12 protein-coding genes are annotated in these 15,349 nt (G+C 72.0%); 3 read left to right on the plus strand and 9 right to left on the minus strand.

The features are described 5' to 3' along the window. Positions 1-603: 603 nt before the first annotated feature. Together WMF27_RS35420 and WMF27_RS35425 are read right to left on the minus strand one after the other, a co-directional pair. Positions 604-825: a hypothetical protein gene (locus WMF27_RS35420; RefSeq protein WP_437764452.1), complete on the minus strand. Its 222-nt coding sequence runs from the start codon at positions 823-825 to the stop codon at positions 604-606. A gap of 13 nt (positions 826-838) precedes the next feature. After that, on the minus strand, positions 839-2,017 hold the full coding sequence (locus WMF27_RS35425) for a hypothetical protein (protein ID WP_437764451.1): 1,179 nt from the start codon (positions 2,015-2,017) through the stop codon (positions 839-841). On the opposite strand from WMF27_RS35425, the gene WMF27_RS35430 reads away from it, so the two are divergent. Further along, positions 2,016-2,333: a putative quinol monooxygenase gene (locus WMF27_RS35430; RefSeq protein ID WP_272103977.1), complete on the plus strand. Its 318-nt coding sequence runs from the start codon at positions 2,016-2,018 to the stop codon at positions 2,331-2,333. The two genes, WMF27_RS35425 and WMF27_RS35430, sit on opposite strands and share 2 nt — an antisense overlap. Here WMF27_RS35430 and WMF27_RS35435 read toward each other — a convergent pair. The 3 genes from WMF27_RS35435 to WMF27_RS35445 all read right to left on the minus strand — a co-directional run bounded on the left by WMF27_RS35435 (position 2,314) and on the right by WMF27_RS35445 (position 8,408). Continuing rightward, positions 2,314-3,216 (minus strand): LysR family transcriptional regulator, encoded by a 903-nt coding sequence (locus WMF27_RS35435; protein ID WP_437764450.1) that lies wholly within the window; start codon positions 3,214-3,216, stop codon positions 2,314-2,316. The genes WMF27_RS35430 and WMF27_RS35435 overlap by 20 nt on opposite strands. 140 nt (positions 3,217-3,356) lie before the next feature. Then, positions 3,357-4,172, minus strand: a complete 816-nt coding sequence (locus WMF27_RS35440; RefSeq protein WP_437764449.1) for a hypothetical protein — start codon at positions 4,170-4,172, stop codon at positions 3,357-3,359. A 273-nt stretch (positions 4,173-4,445) separates the two neighbouring features. Beyond that, on the minus strand, positions 4,446-8,408 hold the full coding sequence (locus tag WMF27_RS35445; protein WP_437764448.1) for a protein kinase domain-containing protein: 3,963 nt from the start codon (positions 8,406-8,408) through the stop codon (positions 4,446-4,448). Positions 8,409-9,293: 885 nt separating this feature from the next. Here WMF27_RS35445 and WMF27_RS35450 point away from each other — a divergent pair. Further along, positions 9,294-9,695 (plus strand): hypothetical protein, encoded by a 402-nt coding sequence (locus tag WMF27_RS35450; RefSeq protein WP_437764447.1) that lies wholly within the window; start codon positions 9,294-9,296, stop codon positions 9,693-9,695. A gap of 207 nt (positions 9,696-9,902) precedes the next feature. Here WMF27_RS35450 and WMF27_RS35455 read toward each other — a convergent pair whose 3' ends face one another. After that, positions 9,903-10,355 (minus strand): LamG domain-containing protein, encoded by a 453-nt coding sequence (locus tag WMF27_RS35455; RefSeq protein WP_437913003.1) that lies wholly within the window; start codon positions 10,353-10,355, stop codon positions 9,903-9,905. Positions 10,356-10,474: 119 nt separating this feature from the next. Next, a complete protein-coding gene (locus WMF27_RS35460) occupies positions 10,475-10,741 on the minus strand; it encodes a hypothetical protein (RefSeq protein WP_437943296.1) in 267 nt (88 codons plus the stop codon). 333 nt (positions 10,742-11,074) lie between these two features. Between WMF27_RS35460 and WMF27_RS35465 the strand changes: the two genes are divergently transcribed. Beyond that, on the plus strand, positions 11,075-11,434 hold the full coding sequence (locus WMF27_RS35465; RefSeq protein WP_437764445.1) for a hypothetical protein: 360 nt from the start codon (positions 11,075-11,077) through the stop codon (positions 11,432-11,434). A gap of 13 nt (positions 11,435-11,447) precedes the next feature. Here WMF27_RS35465 and WMF27_RS35470 read toward each other — a convergent pair whose 3' ends face one another. Both WMF27_RS35470 and WMF27_RS35475 read right to left on the minus strand, forming a co-directional pair. Then, positions 11,448-12,320: a DNA-formamidopyrimidine glycosylase family protein gene (locus WMF27_RS35470; RefSeq protein ID WP_437764444.1), complete on the minus strand. Its 873-nt coding sequence runs from the start codon at positions 12,318-12,320 to the stop codon at positions 11,448-11,450. Positions 12,321-12,454: 134 nt separating this feature from the next. Beyond that, on the minus strand, positions 12,455-15,205 hold the full coding sequence (locus WMF27_RS35475) for a hypothetical protein (protein ID WP_437764443.1): 2,751 nt from the start codon (positions 15,203-15,205) through the stop codon (positions 12,455-12,457). Positions 15,206-15,349: the final 144 nt, after the last annotated feature.

The raw sequence follows: 15,349 nt of genomic DNA on the forward strand, positions 1-15,349 counted from the left end.
TGCGGGGTCGCACCATAACCTCGGTCCCCGCGCCGTCGAGCCGGAATCTCCGAGAACGGATCGCAGGATCAGGCCATCTCCGCCCGAGACGGCCGGACGCCGGGATCGATGCCCGTGTCACGAGATCACGCCAGCGAACCGATGCCCCATGGATCCGCTCCCCATGGTTCGACGCCTCACGCCGCGGGAACAGGCAAGGAGCCTCAGCCCATGGCAGGCCTTTCACGCGCGAGAACTCCCGAACATGATGGATGACGAGGATCAGCCCATTCGCGAGCGCGATGGAGGCGATGAGGAGGTCCATGCTCCCGATAGGTTGACGATCGCTCTCGAGATCGGAGCGGATGCGCGCATAGTGATCGGCTGCGAGATCGTCAAAATCGAACGAGAGCGCTTCGCGCGCAGAATCCCAACCACACGTGTTGGTGTCGAGGAGGTATCTCACTCGATACGCCGACGCTGTTCAAGAGCGGGTTGAGCGGGGCGCTCGAACGTCGGGTCGTCGATGGCTCCCCAGAAGAGAAGGGCCTCGCGATTCAAGTCTCGCAGGAAGCGCGCCTTGTCTCCGCCGGCTGCAGGGCAAGGCGGCGGGATACGGCCTGTTCAGGCCCAGCTCAGAGCGGCAATCGACCGTCGACCTTCGTCGAGCAGCCACTCGAGCGTCGCGGTGATCTCATCAAGAACAAACTGACCGCGGTCGAACGGGCTCGCCTTCCTCGGGTCCACGGCGAGCAAGTAGCAGGTGCCCGCCTCCTCCAAGTAGCAGGTGCCCGCCTCCTCGGCGACGCGCTGGAGCGAGAGGATCTCCTCGCCTGTCTTCGCCATCAGCGCGCTCCGGTCAGGAGAGCACGTCGGTCGCAGTCTTCGCCCCGAGGACGTTATCGATCCAGCGATCGAGGATCGCGATGTCCGCGCATGCGTGGATACGCGCGCCCTCGTTCGCGGTCAGCGCGATCCCTGCACGCGCAAGCAACCGCAACAGCGTGTCCCTCTTGCCCTTGAGCTCGCCCTCACGTAGGCCCTTGAGCTCGCCCTCACGTAGGCCCTTGAGCTCGCCCTCACGTAGGCCCGCAAGCTTGACGCGATCCATGAGCTCCTGCACGAACGGAAACCTCGTCTCGCCTTCGATCTGCCGTTCCATGACCAACGCCTCCAGAGCCCGCCGCATGGGCTCACGCAACCCGCTCCAGATGACCTGAAAGTAGACCATCGCGTGCTCCTGGTCGAGCCGGCCCAGCGCAACGAGCGCGGACTTGACCACGGTGAGCCCGTTCGGCCCATTGCCGTGCGCCACCGCCGAGAGCACGGCCAGCTCGGCGTCCTTCTCCGCCTCGGCTGGGTCGGTGATCTCGGGGACGACGGCCGGACCGAGCACCAGCGGCTCGACGTGGCCGAGGCCCAGGCCGAGGTCGATGTTCTCCGCCGCCCAGGCGGCCACGCCGGCGTCCGGTGCGATCACGAGGACGACCGTGCCGCAGCGCTTCTTGGCGCGCACGATCGTGACGTACGTCGGCCACGAGAACTTCTTGTCCGGATCCGTGTCGCGCTGGACCTCGATGACGATCGCAAGCACGAGCACGCCGTTCGCGTCTCGAAGCTCGATCACCAGGTCAGCGCGGAACTCCACCGGGATGAGCTGGTCGAGCGACGATTCGACGACCCCGACCGAGGTGTGTGGCGGCACCTCGAGGTGGAAGAGCGTCGCGAGCCAGTGGGGCGCGAGCTCGGGGTGCTCGCGGAACATCTCGACGAGGGCGTTGTGCTCGAGCGTCGGCATGACGCTCGGCCTCGAGCACACCCCATGCCGGCGCGAAGACACGGGAGAACCCGAGAGGCGCTCCACCTCAGGGGGTGGCGCCGCCATGGCGGCGGATCGCGGCCACCCCTCCTGTGAAGCGGCCATCCACGGCGCTGATGGATCCATCCAGAACATCGAATGGTCGGCCGGACGCCGATCGTTACAACTCTCTTCACCGAAGCGCGGCGCGCCGTGCGCCGCCGAAGAGGAGGATCCCATGACCGCTGCTTCCCCGACCGCCGTGACGCTCTCTCTCCTGGCCCGCATCGAGGCCAAGCCCGGCAAGGAGGCCGAGGTCGAGGCGCTCCTCCGCTCCGCCGTGGGCCTCGCCGCCGAGGAGCCGCGGACGGTTCACTGGTTCGCGCTGCGCATCGGGCCGTCGACGTTCGGCATCTTCGATACCTTCGCGGACGAGGTGGGGCGCAAGGAGCACCTCGCGGGCCGCATCGCGGCCGCGCTCATGGCCAAGGCGCCGGAGCTGCTCGCCACGCCGCCCGTCATCGAGCACGTGGACATCATCGCCGCGAAGGGGTGACCGGCCGCGCCCGGGCAGCGCGCGAGAGCAGCGCGTCCCAGAAGACCTGCAAGCCCGGCGCCGGCGTGCGATCGCCCGAGCGCACCAGCGCGACGGTGCGACGGAGGGCCGGGTCGACGAGCGGGCGCTGCGACGCGCCCGTCAGGAGCACCGAGTGCTCGGGCATGAAGGCAAAACCCAGCCCCGCGTGCACCAGGCTCTGGACCCAGTCCTCCCGGTCGGTGCGGTACGCCGCGTACAGGTCCACGCGCCGCGCGGCGCACGCGCCCGTCACCTGCTCGCGCATCTCGCAGGCGAGCCGATCGAGGTAGGGCTCGCCGTCCAGATCCTCGAGCCGCAGGCCCTCGCGCGCGGCCAGGTGGTGGCCGGGCGGCAGGACCACGACGTAGCGCTCCTCGTAGAGGGGCGCCACCACGCACCAGTCCGGAACAGCGTCGCCGAGGTTCGAGACGATGACGTCGACCTCGGCCTCCTCCAGCCGCCGCAGGAGCTCACCCTGCACGGCCACCGCGATCTCCAGCTCCACCCCCGGCGCGTCCGCGCGGAACGCCGCCAGCGAGCCCGCGAGCCGCGCGGGCCCGATGGTGCAGAGGATGCCCACCCGGAGCGGCACCTGCTTGAGGCGCCGGTGGTTGTCCGCGATCACCTGGACGGCCTGCATCTCGTCCCGCAGCCGCTGGAGCCGCGGCAGCACGCGCTGCCCCAGCGCCGTGAGCTTGGCGCCGCCGCGCTCGCGCAGGACGAGCGGGCCGCCCAGCTCCTCTTCGAGCTTCTTGATGGCGGCCGTGAGCGCGGGCTGCGAGACCGCGCACCGCTCGGCCGCGCGCGTGAAGCTGCGGGTCTCGGTCACCGCAAGGAAATACCGGACCTGATGCATCTCCATGGCCGCGCATCTTCGCCCGGCGACGCCGCCCGCGCCAAGGAGGCCGAGGAGGCCAAGGAGGCCGGCGCGCTCGCTCGGCCCCGATCAGGGCTGCCGAGGGAGAAGACGACCGGCGGCCCCTCTGCTCAGGATGGCGAGAGTCACCGCAGCGCGGTGGTGATCACATGGCGCGTCTCGCCGAACTCCGGATCATCGCATTCCTTGTAATACTCCCCGGAGCGGTTGAGCTTGCCGCAGTACTCCTTGCAACGCCCGACGATCTCGATCATCCCGCAGCCCTCGAGATCGCCGTCCGCGTCGAGCTGGCCCGCGGCGCAGTCGCGCTTCGCCGCGCGCGCGACATCGACGTTCGCCGGGTTGTAACAGGCGCGCAGGTACGGCGTCTCCGTGAAGAGGTTCCCCCAGAAGGCCCCTTCGACATGAGGGTACTCGTCGAGCTCGCCGCACCCGACCTCGTGACGCAGCGGGTTCTGTCGGGAGCGCATCGAGATGCCGACCGAGACCCCATAACGGTTCGTGTGGGCGGCGAGGCACGCGGAGACCATCCGCTTGCCCTCGCCGTCGAGCGGGCGCCGGTCCCACCGGGGCGCGAGGCCGAGGTGTCCGGGATAGACCTCCTTGTGGGTCGCGCCCGCGCGGTCGGTCCAGGAGAAACGGAACGACTGGGACTCCTTGAGCGCACAGCTGACCGTGTACTTCACGAGCGACCGGAAGAGCTCGCCCCGCTCGCTGGGGTCTTTCAGCGCGGAGGCCGCCTCCCGGCTCAGCGCGGTGTGGCTGAGCGCATTGAAGCTCAGCGCATTGAAGCTCAGCGCATTGAAGCTCAGCGCGTTGAAGCTCAGCGCGTTGAAGCTCAGCGCATTGCCGCTGGCGAGCTCGTCAGCGGCGGAGCCGAGCTCCTCTGTTTCATTCCCCGCTTCGAGCGCCTGCTCGGGCGCGACGCAGCCGGTAGCCACGAGAAGGATGCCTGCGCACCCAAGTACAGCACTGGTTTTCACGTGATGAGACCTCGGTAGCGAGCCAAGGGGAGCGCCCACGCTCCCCGATCACAGCACGCCCTCCGGCGCGTCGCTCAACAGAACGACAGCCGGGAACTCTCCACGTCAATCAGCAGGGTACGGCAAACCACTTCGACTGTCAGCCATTAAATTGCACGTCCCCCGCGGATTCCGCCGCAGGACAGCCACGTTGAGTCACGTTCAGCCACGTTCAGCCACGTTCGGCCACGTTCAGCTCTGACAGTTCCGCCCAGCTCCGACAGCTCCGACCCACTGCGCTGCGAGCTCCAGGGTGCGGGCGTTGTCCGGAACGTGGGAGAGAAAGCGCCTGCGCCACTCGGGGTCACGGACGCTCTCCGCCCGGTCGAGCAGCTTGTCGCGCGCGGCGGAGATCGCGGCGGCGGCGCTAGCCTCATCGCCGACCGCGGAGAACGCCTCCGCATGGACCAGTCGGATCATCGACTCGCCCTCTTCGATCCCGCCGAGCGACTCGAGCGCTGCCAGGGCCTCGCCGGCGGCCGCGAGCGCCTCGGCGGCGCGCCCGAGCCCGATCAGCGCCCGGGCGCGGATCGCCATGGCCGTGACGCGGAACGGCGACGCGCTCTCCAGCGCCTCCGCGAGGCGCGCCTCGCGCTCCGCGCCCGCGAAGTCGCCGGCGAGCAGGGCGATTTTCGCGAGGTACGAGCGCGACACCACCTCGGCGCGCGGGTCGCCCAGCCGCTGGCTCGACGCGAGGGCCGCCTCCGCGACGGCCCGCGCCTCGGCGAGCTTGCCGCAGTAAGCGAGGACCTGCCCGAGGCTGGCCTGCGCCGCCGCCGCCACCTCGTGCAGGCCCATCCGCTCCGTGGCCTCCAGCACGGAGCGGAGCGCCGCCTCGGCGCCGCCGAAGTCGCCGAGCTCTCCGTAGGAATAGCCCAGGTTCGCGCGGGTGATGCACGCGTTGCGCCGGTCGCCGACCTGCTCGAACGCCACGAGCGCGGCCTCCAGGCCGGCAACGCAAGCGCGGGGATCGCCCTCGCTCATGGCGCGGAAGGCGCGCGCGTTCTGGAGGCCCGCGACCACCTCCGCGCCCGCCGCGGACCCGTCGCGCAGCGCGCGCTCCACCGCCGTGACGAGCGCGTCCACGACGGCAGGGCGGCCGGCGAAGGCCAGCGTCGCGGCGCCCGCGCAGAGGCACGTGCTCCTCGCGCTGCCCGCGCCCTCCAGCCCGGGCGCAACGACCGCCTCGTCCATCCACCGCTCCACGCGGTCGAAGCCGCCCAGCTTGCTCGCGGCCGCGACGGCCTGCGTGACGGCCGCGAACCATGGCGCCGAGCCGGGCGCGAGGTGCCGCGCGGCGTCCGTCCCCCGCTGCTCGGCCAGCGCGAGGTCGCCCCGCCACACGTGCGCCTCGGCCTGGACCAGCCGGAGCGCCCCCACCACCGCGGCCTCCGGCGCGCACTCGAGCCCGCGCTCGGCCCGCGCGATCGCGGCGCCGAGATCGTTGCCCTCCAGGGCGTGCTGCGCCGCCCGCAGGTACGCCGCCGCGGCCCGCGCGGGCACGGCGCCGCGCTCGAAGTGCTCCGCGAGCGCCATCGCGTCGGGCTCGCCCGCGCCCTCCAGCCAGGCGCCCGCCAGCGCGTGGCCGAGCCGCCGGTCGGCCTCCGTCAGCATCCCGTACGCCGCCTCGCGCACCAGCGCGTGCCGGAAGCGGTACTCGACCTCTCCGCGCAGCCGCCCGGGGCCGCGCCGGTGGACCACCTCGCGGCGCTCCAGCTCCGAGAGCCAGCGCGTCACCACGGCGCCCCCGAGCAGCGCGCTCACCGCGCTCGGCCAGAACGCCTGGCCGAACACGCTCGCGGCCCGCAGCACGCGCCGCGCCTCGGCGTCGAGCGCCTCGATGCGCGCCTGCACCATCGCCAGCACCGTCTCCGGCAGGTCCGCGCCGTGGCCGGCCGCCACCGCGCGGACCTGCTCCTCCAGGTAGAACGGGTTGCCGTCCGCCCGGTCCACCAGCGTGGCCACGAGCTCCGCGCTCGCCTCGTCGCCCAGCGCGGCCCGCACCAGCCGCTCGCTCGCCCGGCGCGTGAGCGGCGGCAGCATCATCTGGTTGCCGAAGCGCCCCTGGGACAGCCCCGGAAAGGCCTCGTGCACCTCGGGGCGGGCCAGCCCGAGCACCAGGAACGGCAGATCCCGCAGGCTCCGGAGCGCCGCCTCCACCATCGTCAGGGTGGGCAGGTCGCCCCACTGCAAGTCCTCGAGGATCAGCAGCACGGGCTGCCTCGCGCACTCGGCCCGGATGAACTCCTCCCACGACAGCCGCAGCTGATCGCCCATCAGCTGCCGGTTGCGCCGCGCCGCGCCGACCCGGATGTCGTCGTCCGGGAACGGCGCGCCCAGGAGCTCGCCAAGGAAGGCGCTGACGCGCCCGACGTCGAGCTCCGGGTGCCGCTCGACCCGCGCCCTCACCTTGCGCCGCCGCTCCTCCAGCGGCTCGCCGTCGACGATGCCCATCGCGCTCCGCAGCGCGCGCGACAGGAGGCCGAACGCCGAGCCCGAGCTCATCGGGTCCCCCTGGCCGATCCACACCTCCACGCGGGCGCCGTCCGCCAGGTCGGCGCCGCCCCCGCCGCCCGCGCGGTCGGCCGCGCGCGCGGCGGGGGCCGACACCTTCTCGAGGAACTCCTGCCGCAGCCGCGATTTGCCCATGCCGGCCGCCGCGACCACCAGCAGCGCGCCGGAGGTCGACTCCTCGATGCTCCGATCGAGCTCCGCGGCCAGCACCGCGAGCTCCCGCTCCCGCCCGAAGCACGCCACCGGCTTGCCGAGCAGCGCCGGCGCCGACGTCACCTTGAGGTCGTCCCGCGCCCCGTGGAGGAAGCGCGCGCCGCCCTCGCAGCTCGTCTCGAACCGGCCGCCCAGGAGCCCCGCCGTCACCTCGTCGATGCGGACCGCCGCGACCGCGCCCGGCTCGCCGCGCGACGGCAGGAGCTGGACCGCCCGGTCGATGAGCTCGCCCATCGGGATGCGCGACGTCAGCTCGGCCCGACCGGTCACGAGCGAGACCTGCGCGCCGCCGAGCAGCACGCGCAGCGAGAGCGCGCAGCGCGCGGCCTGCGCGGCGAGATCGGTGGCCGCCTCGGCGCTCGTCAGCACGAGCAGCGGCGATCTCGCGTCGATGAGCTCGATCTGGCCCTGGTAGCGCTCGGCGAGCGCGTAGAGCTCGTCGGCGCGGCCCGTCGCCCGCGCCTGCTCCTCCTCCTGCGAGCGGGTCACCTCCTCGGGCTCCGAACGCTCGTGCGCGAGCACGAGGCACGTGACGCGCCGCTCGCTGCTCGTGAGCTCCAGGACGGGCGCCAGCGCGCCAGGGTGGGCGCCGTCCGCCGCGCCGGCGCGGCTGAGGTCGATCGCGCGGAGCTCCTCGGCGACGGCCGCGCCGTCGCGGGGACGCCCGTCTGGCAGCTTCGCGAGCATCCTGGTGACGAGGGCGTCGAGCTCGTCCGGCAGGTCGGCGCGGACCTCGCGGAGGCGCGGCGGCTCGTCGAGCAGCACCTTGACCAGCACGGCGAGCGCCCCGGCGCCCTGGAAGGCGGCGCGCCCGGTGAGGCACTTGAAGAGCACGCAGCCGAGCGCGAACACGTCGGCGCGGGCGTCGACGCGCCGCTCGCCGCGCGCCTGCTCGGGCGCCATGTACTCCGGGGTGCCGAGGACGGTGCCCGGCAGGGTGAGCTGCTGGTCGATCCGGAAGCGCGCGATCCCGAAGTCGAGCACCATCGCGCGATCGAGCCGCCCCTCGACGAGGAGCAGGTTGCTCGGCTTGAGGTCGCGGTGCACGACGCCCTGCCCGTGGAGGGCGCCGAGCGTCTCCGCGATCCGCGCGACGACGTCGACGCTCTCGGCAGGGGTGAGCCCTCGCCGCGCGACGCGCTCGGCGAGCGTCTCCCCGGCGAGCCACTCCATCACCAGATACGGCTTGCCGTCCGCCGCGACGCCGTGGGCGATGTACCGGACGACGCCGGGGACGCGCAGCGCCGAGAGCGCCTCCACCTCGCAGGAGAAGCGGCTGAGCTCGCCCTTGTCGGCGCGGCGAAGCACCTTGAGAGCCACCGTGTCGCCGCTTCGCCGGTCGCGCGCCCGGTAGACGTGCCCCATCCCGCCCGAGCCCGCGAGGCCCTCGATCTGGAACCGCTCGTCGACGATCTCTCCGACGCGCATCAACGGCCGTGAATCCAGCGATATCACGCGCGCCGCCCGCCTGGTCTGGATACAGGCCCGGGATGGTAGGGCGACTCACCTTCAGCGCGATCGCGACCGGATCGAATGCGCGACGCGACGCGTCAGGGCTGGAGTCTCACGAAGAACACGCCGGGGCGCTCGGGGAGGACCGGCTCCGCGCACGCGCTGGCCGCCCGCCGGCGCGAACGAGGGGTCCTCGACGGACACGTGCGTGTGTGCAGGCCGCCCGGGTGGTGGACCGAGCGCAGCTAAGCCATCGGCGAGGAGGGCGCCCGCGCTGGCGAACGGCTCCGGCGCCGGAGAGGGCGCCGCCGGGTGCCGTGTTCTGCGGGCTCGCTTCAAGGCATCTGAAATGCCATCGAGGAGCGCATCGCGCGGTGTCGATAAGCCACGTCGTCGCGTCATGTCGATGGGTCGCTCTGGCGCATCGCGAACCTCGTCATCGCGCCGGCGAAGAGACCTGCCTGCGCCATCGACGAACGGAGACCCCGCCGACGGCGCCCAGGGTGGGCGCGCTCTTCCGGCGCGGAGGCGGCGCGGAGGCGGCGCGCGCCCGGAGGGCGGCCCTGAGGCGCGCTCGCCGGCGGGCCAGCACCTCCGCCCGCCACGTGGCGTCAGGACGTCCGCGCGGCGCGAGCGAGGACGGAGACGGCGCTGGGCGGACATCATGAATGAAGTTTTTCTCTCCTGACGTTATCTTCGCCTCGGCGGCGTTTGGGATGAAGATCTTGTCCCCCAACGCCGTCTCGCCTCGGCGGCGTTCGCGAGCCGGCTCGGCGACCAAGGTGGCTGTTGACTTCCACCCGCGGAACTGCAATGTCTCTCGCTGCGCTTGCCCTTACCCACAGGAGACGTCGGATGTCGATGAGCAAGAAGCTGATGAGTGCCGTGTTGATGACCGTCGGCATTGGCTTTGCTGGAGCCGCGTGGGCCGCAGGCGGGACCGCGGACCTCCCCGCATCCGTCGCCGAGAAGAAGGATTTCGGCTGCGGTGCAAAAGGACAGAAGGCCTGTCCGATGCAGGGCTGGATGAAATCGGTGATGCAGTCGGCGACCACGAGCGGCGACGCGGCGAAGATCGCGGAGGCCCTGGAGTACGTGGCGAAGCGGCCGCCCAAGGGGATGGACAAGTGGGTCGCTATCACGAACGACGGCATCGCGAAGGCCAAGAAGGGCGACATCGACGGTGCCAAGGCGAGCTGCAAGGCCTGCCACGATCTGTACAAGGCGACGTACAAGGACACGCTCCGCGACGCCCCCTTCTGAGGCGCTTCGCTCCTCTCTCGCTCTCTTCCCTCCCTCCGTTCTTCCTTCCGCGCGCCGAGAGCGCGCCTTCTTCGGACAGCCCTGGCCGGTCACGCCGGGGCTCGCCTGGCGATCTGCCGCGACGGCCATGGAGCCGGCCCGCGGCGACGGCCATGGGCCGACCCGCGGGCCGGAGCCCCCCGCTGGGTGCGCGTCGGACGGCGCAGCTCAGCAGCCGCCGCCGGCAGCGGCGCAGATCTCCTGGGGCGTGAGCGTCCGGCCGAAGATGCGGAGGCTGTCGAGCAGCCCGTTGAACTCGTCTTCTCCCGAGGGCTCGTCCGAGCCGATGTGGACGGGCTGTTCGCCGGAGGCGATCACCGGGCCAGAGGGGCTCCGGTCGACCTCGACGCCGTTCACGTAGAGGCTCTGCGTCTGGCCGTCGGAGAGACAGGCGACGTGCGTCCACTGCCCGGGAACGATGGGGTAAGTCACGTTCCGCTCGACGCCCATGGTGCAGCGGATCTGTCCGCCCGGCATCAGGAAGAGCGAAGGCTTCCCGCCGCTGTCGATCACGGTGTATCGCCGCTTGTCGGGGAGAGAGGCGGGGTTGATCCAGACATCGATGGTCATCGCGGAGGCGGTCCATGCGGCGTCGTGGCGGAAGTAGAGTTTGCTCCCCATCGTCACCGAGAGCGCCTGCCCGACCCGGCCAGGGGCGTAGTGCAGGCTGCGCACCCGCTCGGGCGTGAAGTGATGCTGCGAGGCGTCGTCGGGGTTCCCCTCGAACGCGAAGCACGCGATCAGCGATGAAGCCGCCGCTCCGCACAGCGGCTTGGGAGCGCCGCCGGGCTCTTCGACCTGAGCGCCGCCGGGTTCTCCGAGCGGATCCCCGCCGGGCTCTTCCGTCGGCGCTCCGCCGGGCTCTTCCGTCGGCGCTCCGCCGGGTTCTTCCGCCGGAGCGCCGCCAGGCTCTTCGATGGGAGCGCCGCCAGGCTGTCCGGCGATGGGTCCGCCGGGCTCTCCAGCGGGAGCGCCGCCAGGTCCTCCGGGTTGAGCCTCGGATTCACCTGACCCGCCTGTGCCGCTCGTTTCGAGGGCGCAGCCCGGCAGCGACAGAAGAAGCACGGCGACGCCGGCCAGGCGATGTACAGATGGATGGGATTTGCAAAGCATACTGCGTTTCCTGCGGGGCGCTCAGCGTAGCTCAGAACGCCGCTCCCTGTCACCGTGCCTCGCACGAAGGTTCGACTCGCGCCGGCACGCCGCACGCCGATGCAGTGAGAAGAAAAATGCACCACAGAGGCGCAGGAGAAGAGGCGCGGAGTAGATGGCGGTCGCTCGCTGCTCTCTCCTGTGAAGCCTCCGCGTCTCCTCGGTCGCGTTCGAGCAAAGAGAGGACCGTGAGCGCGGACGGGTCGGAGGAGACCACGGTCCGCGGCACCCGGAGCTCGGCCGAGGGGCTCCAGGGAAACGGCGTCACGATCGTCAAGAACGCTGGCGACTCGGAGGCCACGTTGACCGGCGTGCAGATCGAGGCGAGCGACGGCGCCGCCGTCGCGAGCTTCGGCGCCTCGGTGGCGCTCGCGCGCAGCACCATCGAGTGCAACTTCATCGATCTCAACGTCGAGGCGGAGAGCGGCACGGCGGGCAAGATCACCGACGGCGGCCAGAACCAGTGCGGCTGTCAGGGCGTGAGCGTCCCGTGCAGGGCGAAGAGCGCGGGGCTCGCGCCGCCGGAGCCGCTGTCGGAAGCGCTGTAACGCCGGCCTCGCCTCAGCCCGGCTCCCGCCTGGCGCGGCGCGGATCCCCCGCTGCGCTCCTCCGCGCCTCCGGCTGGCAGGCCGGGCAGAAGATCGCGTCGTGCCCGTGGACGCTCGCGCGACGGAGCTTGTCGCCGCAGCGGGGGCACGGCTGGCCCGGGCGCCCGCGGACCTTGAGGAAGTCGCGCAGCCGCTCGTCCAGCGCCGGCGCGCGCCGGGCGATCGTCCGGGTCGCGTCGCCGAGGACACGGGCAATCGCCACGTGCAGGCGGTCGGTCTCCTCCTCGGAGAGGCTCTGGACCGTCGCCTTCGGGTGGATCCTTGCCTCGAAGAGCACCTCGTCGGCGTACGAGTCTCCCATGGAGTCGAGCGCCGTCCCGTCCATCAGGAAATCCTTGGCGAGGTCGCGCCGCCCGCGCGCCGCGGCGCGGAACGCCTCCTGCGTGAACACCCGAGGATCGAGGACGTCGAGGCCGACGCGCTGGAGCCCGGGGATCCTGTCGAAATCGCCCCGCGCGAGCACGTAGACCTTGCTCATCTGCACGTCGTCTCGGACCCTGAGCTCGCGGCCGTCCCCGAGGGTCAGCGAGAAGGCGAGATCGGTTGGGATCCGCGTCTCTCCTGGCCGCGTGATCGAGAACCGCCCTGCCAGCATCGGGGAGATCACGAGATCGAGCGCGCGCGCTCCGTCGAGCTCGAAGACCACGGCGTGCGCCCGCCGCGCCACGCGCCGGACCTCCGCGCCCGGCAAGAGCGCGTCGAGCCGCTCCGGGAGCAGGACGTGCAGCACCACCGAGTTCTCCGCCCGCGCCGCGGCCACGGCCGCGCCTGCAAGCTCGCGCGCCAGGATCGGAACGACGTACTCCAGGTCCGGGCGCTCGGGCACACCTCCAGGATACAGATCTCGCCGCGAAGATCGCGCGCCTTCGGGCGAGGCGCGAAAAAGAGGCGCGGCGGCGCGCTGATCACGCGCTGATTACGCGCTGATTACGCGCTGATTACGCGCTGATTACGCGCTGATTACGCGCTGATCCGCGGGGACTCCTCCCCGAGCGCGGCCTCACCGGCGTCGCCCCGCCTCGGCCGCTGCGCCCCCTGGATCACGAGATCCTGGCGCCGGGCGAGCGCGTACACGACGCGGATGAGCGCCGTCTTGAAGGCCTTCTCCGGCGGCGGGTTCAGGTGCACGACCCTGCGCTCGCCCGGCTGCGCGACATGGCTCGCGCCCCGGGGCTCGCCCCGCTGCGCGACGGGGCTCGCGCCGCGGGGCTGGCCCTCCTTCGGCTCCTCGACCTCCAGCGCGATGGGGATGGCGCCCCGGGGCGCGAGCGCCGTCCGGATGTCGTCGAAGCGGAGCTCGTCGCCCGCCTGCCCCGCCCCGTCGGGCGGCGGCGCCTCGATGCGGACGAGGTCCTGCCCGCCCTCGCCGAGGAGCTCATCGTAAAGAGCCGTTACTCCCGGCACGAAAGCGCTGTGGACCATGAAGTAGTTCTTGATGCGCTCGGTGCTGACGAGGCTGACCCGCACGGCCAAGCCGCACTTGTCGGGGGCAAGGAGGCTCCGGACGTGCTCGCCCTTCGCCACCGAGGAGAACTCCGCGAGCACGTGCAGCGCCCCGCCGTGCGCGAGCTCCCGGCTCGCCAGCGCCCGCGCGAAGCGGATGACCCGCATCGCCGTGCGCGCGTCGCGATCGAGCCCCTCGGGCTCGCTCAGGAACACCGCCGCGGAGAGCGGCGCGCCGCGCGCAACGCAGCGCACCGCGAGCGAGGCGAGGTCGTGCCCGTGCTGCGTGTACACCGTCGCGCTGCCCCCGCGCGGGAGCGAGAGCATCGCCCCGTCCGAGCCCGGGGGCGCGCCGCCCGGGCCGAGCGTCACGCCGAGCGAGGCGAGCCGATCGGGGAGCGGCATCCGCTCGTCCCCGCGCTCCCCGAGGACCAGCGTCACCTCGACGCCCGGCACGAACCGCGCGAGCGCGTGCAGCAGCGAGGGCAGCGCGGGGCTGTACCCGACGATCAGCACCCGCTCGATCTCGTCGAGGTGCAGCGAGAGCTTCGCCGCCCACGCCTGTGCCGCCGTCGCGCCGTCCGACGCCGCGGCGCGCTCGATCCCCCGCCCCCTGTAGAGCTCTCGCCCGTAGTTGAGGAGCGGCGCATACGTCGCCGATACGCCGATGAGCCCCCGGAGCCGCTGCGCCGGCACCCGGCCCGCCCGCGCGCCGAGCGCCCACGCCGGCGACCCCTCGAGCGGATCGAGCAGCGGATTCAGCCACGGCACGAGCCCCTCGACCGACACGAGCTTGCCCTCCTCGCGCTTCGGCACCGCCGCCTCGTCCCCGAGGAACACCCCCGCGAGGATCACCTGCTTCTCGTAGGCGGCGCGCGCCATGTCCGAGAACGAGAGCTCGTGCCTCGGCGCCTTGCCGAGCTTGCCGACGGCGCCGGCCGCCTCCTCGCCCAGGAAGATGTGCGTGTAGAACTCGGAGCCGTCCGCGGTCATGAGGTCGGTGTAGAGGGACTCCACGCCTGGCGTGAGCAGGTGCTGGCAGAGGAAGAAGCCGAGGAACCGCTGCATGTCGAGCGGATGTGTCCCGGGCCCGCCCACCTCCTGGATGAGATCGCGGTTCTTGCTCTCCTGCACCTCGACGAACACGTGGCCGTGCGGGTTCTGCGCCCGGAACGAGGAGAGCGTCATCGCCGTCAGGGCGTCGGCGTCGGGCCCCGCGTCGGGCCGCGCGAGGATCAGCGCCCGCTTCGCCTCGGCGGCGCCCACGAGCTCGAGCGCCTCCGGCTGCGCGCTGTCCCCTTGCCGGTAGGTCACCCAGCGCATCCCCGGCGCGTAGAGGTAGGCAGGCGGGTCGTCCTCGGTGCCGAGCAGCGCCATCCGCGGGAGCGCGTGCCGGGTCGGCGGGGGCCCGCGGCGGACGAGCCACTGCCAGAGCTCCGAGAGCCGGATGCTCCGGAGCGCGCGGTGGCGCTCGTACAGCCGGACGAACTCCTGCACGAGCATCTCGGCCTCGTGCACCGGGCCGATCACGAGCGCGTGCCCTGCGTAGCGGACCGGCCGCCGCCGCGCCGCGCGCACGACCTGGTCGACCACGTTGGCGCCGATGCCGATGATGAACGACGTGATGAAGACGCCCACCATGGTGAGGCCGAGCGAGACGACGGCCACGACGGGGTGGACCCGGAGGTTCTCGACGAGGTTGTCGGCGCTCTCGATCTGCCGGAAAGACCACCAGATCCGGTCGATGAAGTCGGTGTCCGGGGTCGGGCCGCGGCCATCGTAGTCGTGCGTGATCGCGAGGTGGCTGAGCAGCACGGAGGAGCCGAACGCGAGCCCCCAGACGGCGAGCGTGACGAGCCCGAACTGCTCGAGCAGCTCCCGCCGCGTCATGATCGCGTAGAGGTCGATCGCGATCTCGCGCGTGAAGCGCAGGAGCAGGAAGAGCCGCGAGAGCCGCAGCATGGGGAGGGCGTGGGCGGCGTGCGCGTCGAGGAGCCGCTCGAGCGGCAGGAAGCTGACCCAGGCGATGATGTCGAACGCGAAGAGGAGCACGTCGAGGCGCGACCGCCCGTCCCCGCGCTGGTGGAGGAGGAGGGCCCGGAAGAGGAGCTCGACGCCGAAGATCGCCAGGAAATACGGGCGGAGCTGCTCGTCGAGGCCCTGGATGGGCAGGACCGAGACGAGGATCAGGAGCGAGATCGCGGCCTTGACGGGGCGGGTCTCCAGCCCGCCGGCGAGGCGGTGGAGCAGGGGCAGGCGGAGCGCCATGGGCGGCAAGGATAGGCGACCTCGCGCGCGGCTGCTGTAAGCTCGCCGGGCGCCTGCTCGCCGATCGCGAGCCGGTCACGCGCGCGGAGGCCGCGGCGGCGCTCGCGAGGTCGGGTCCGGGCTCAGACGAACGCCCAGCCCACG

It is taken from the genome of Sorangium sp. So ce281 (assembly GCF_051527395.1).
Classification (GTDB): domain Bacteria; phylum Myxococcota_A; class Polyangia; order Polyangiales; family Polyangiaceae; genus Sorangium; species Sorangium cellulosum_B.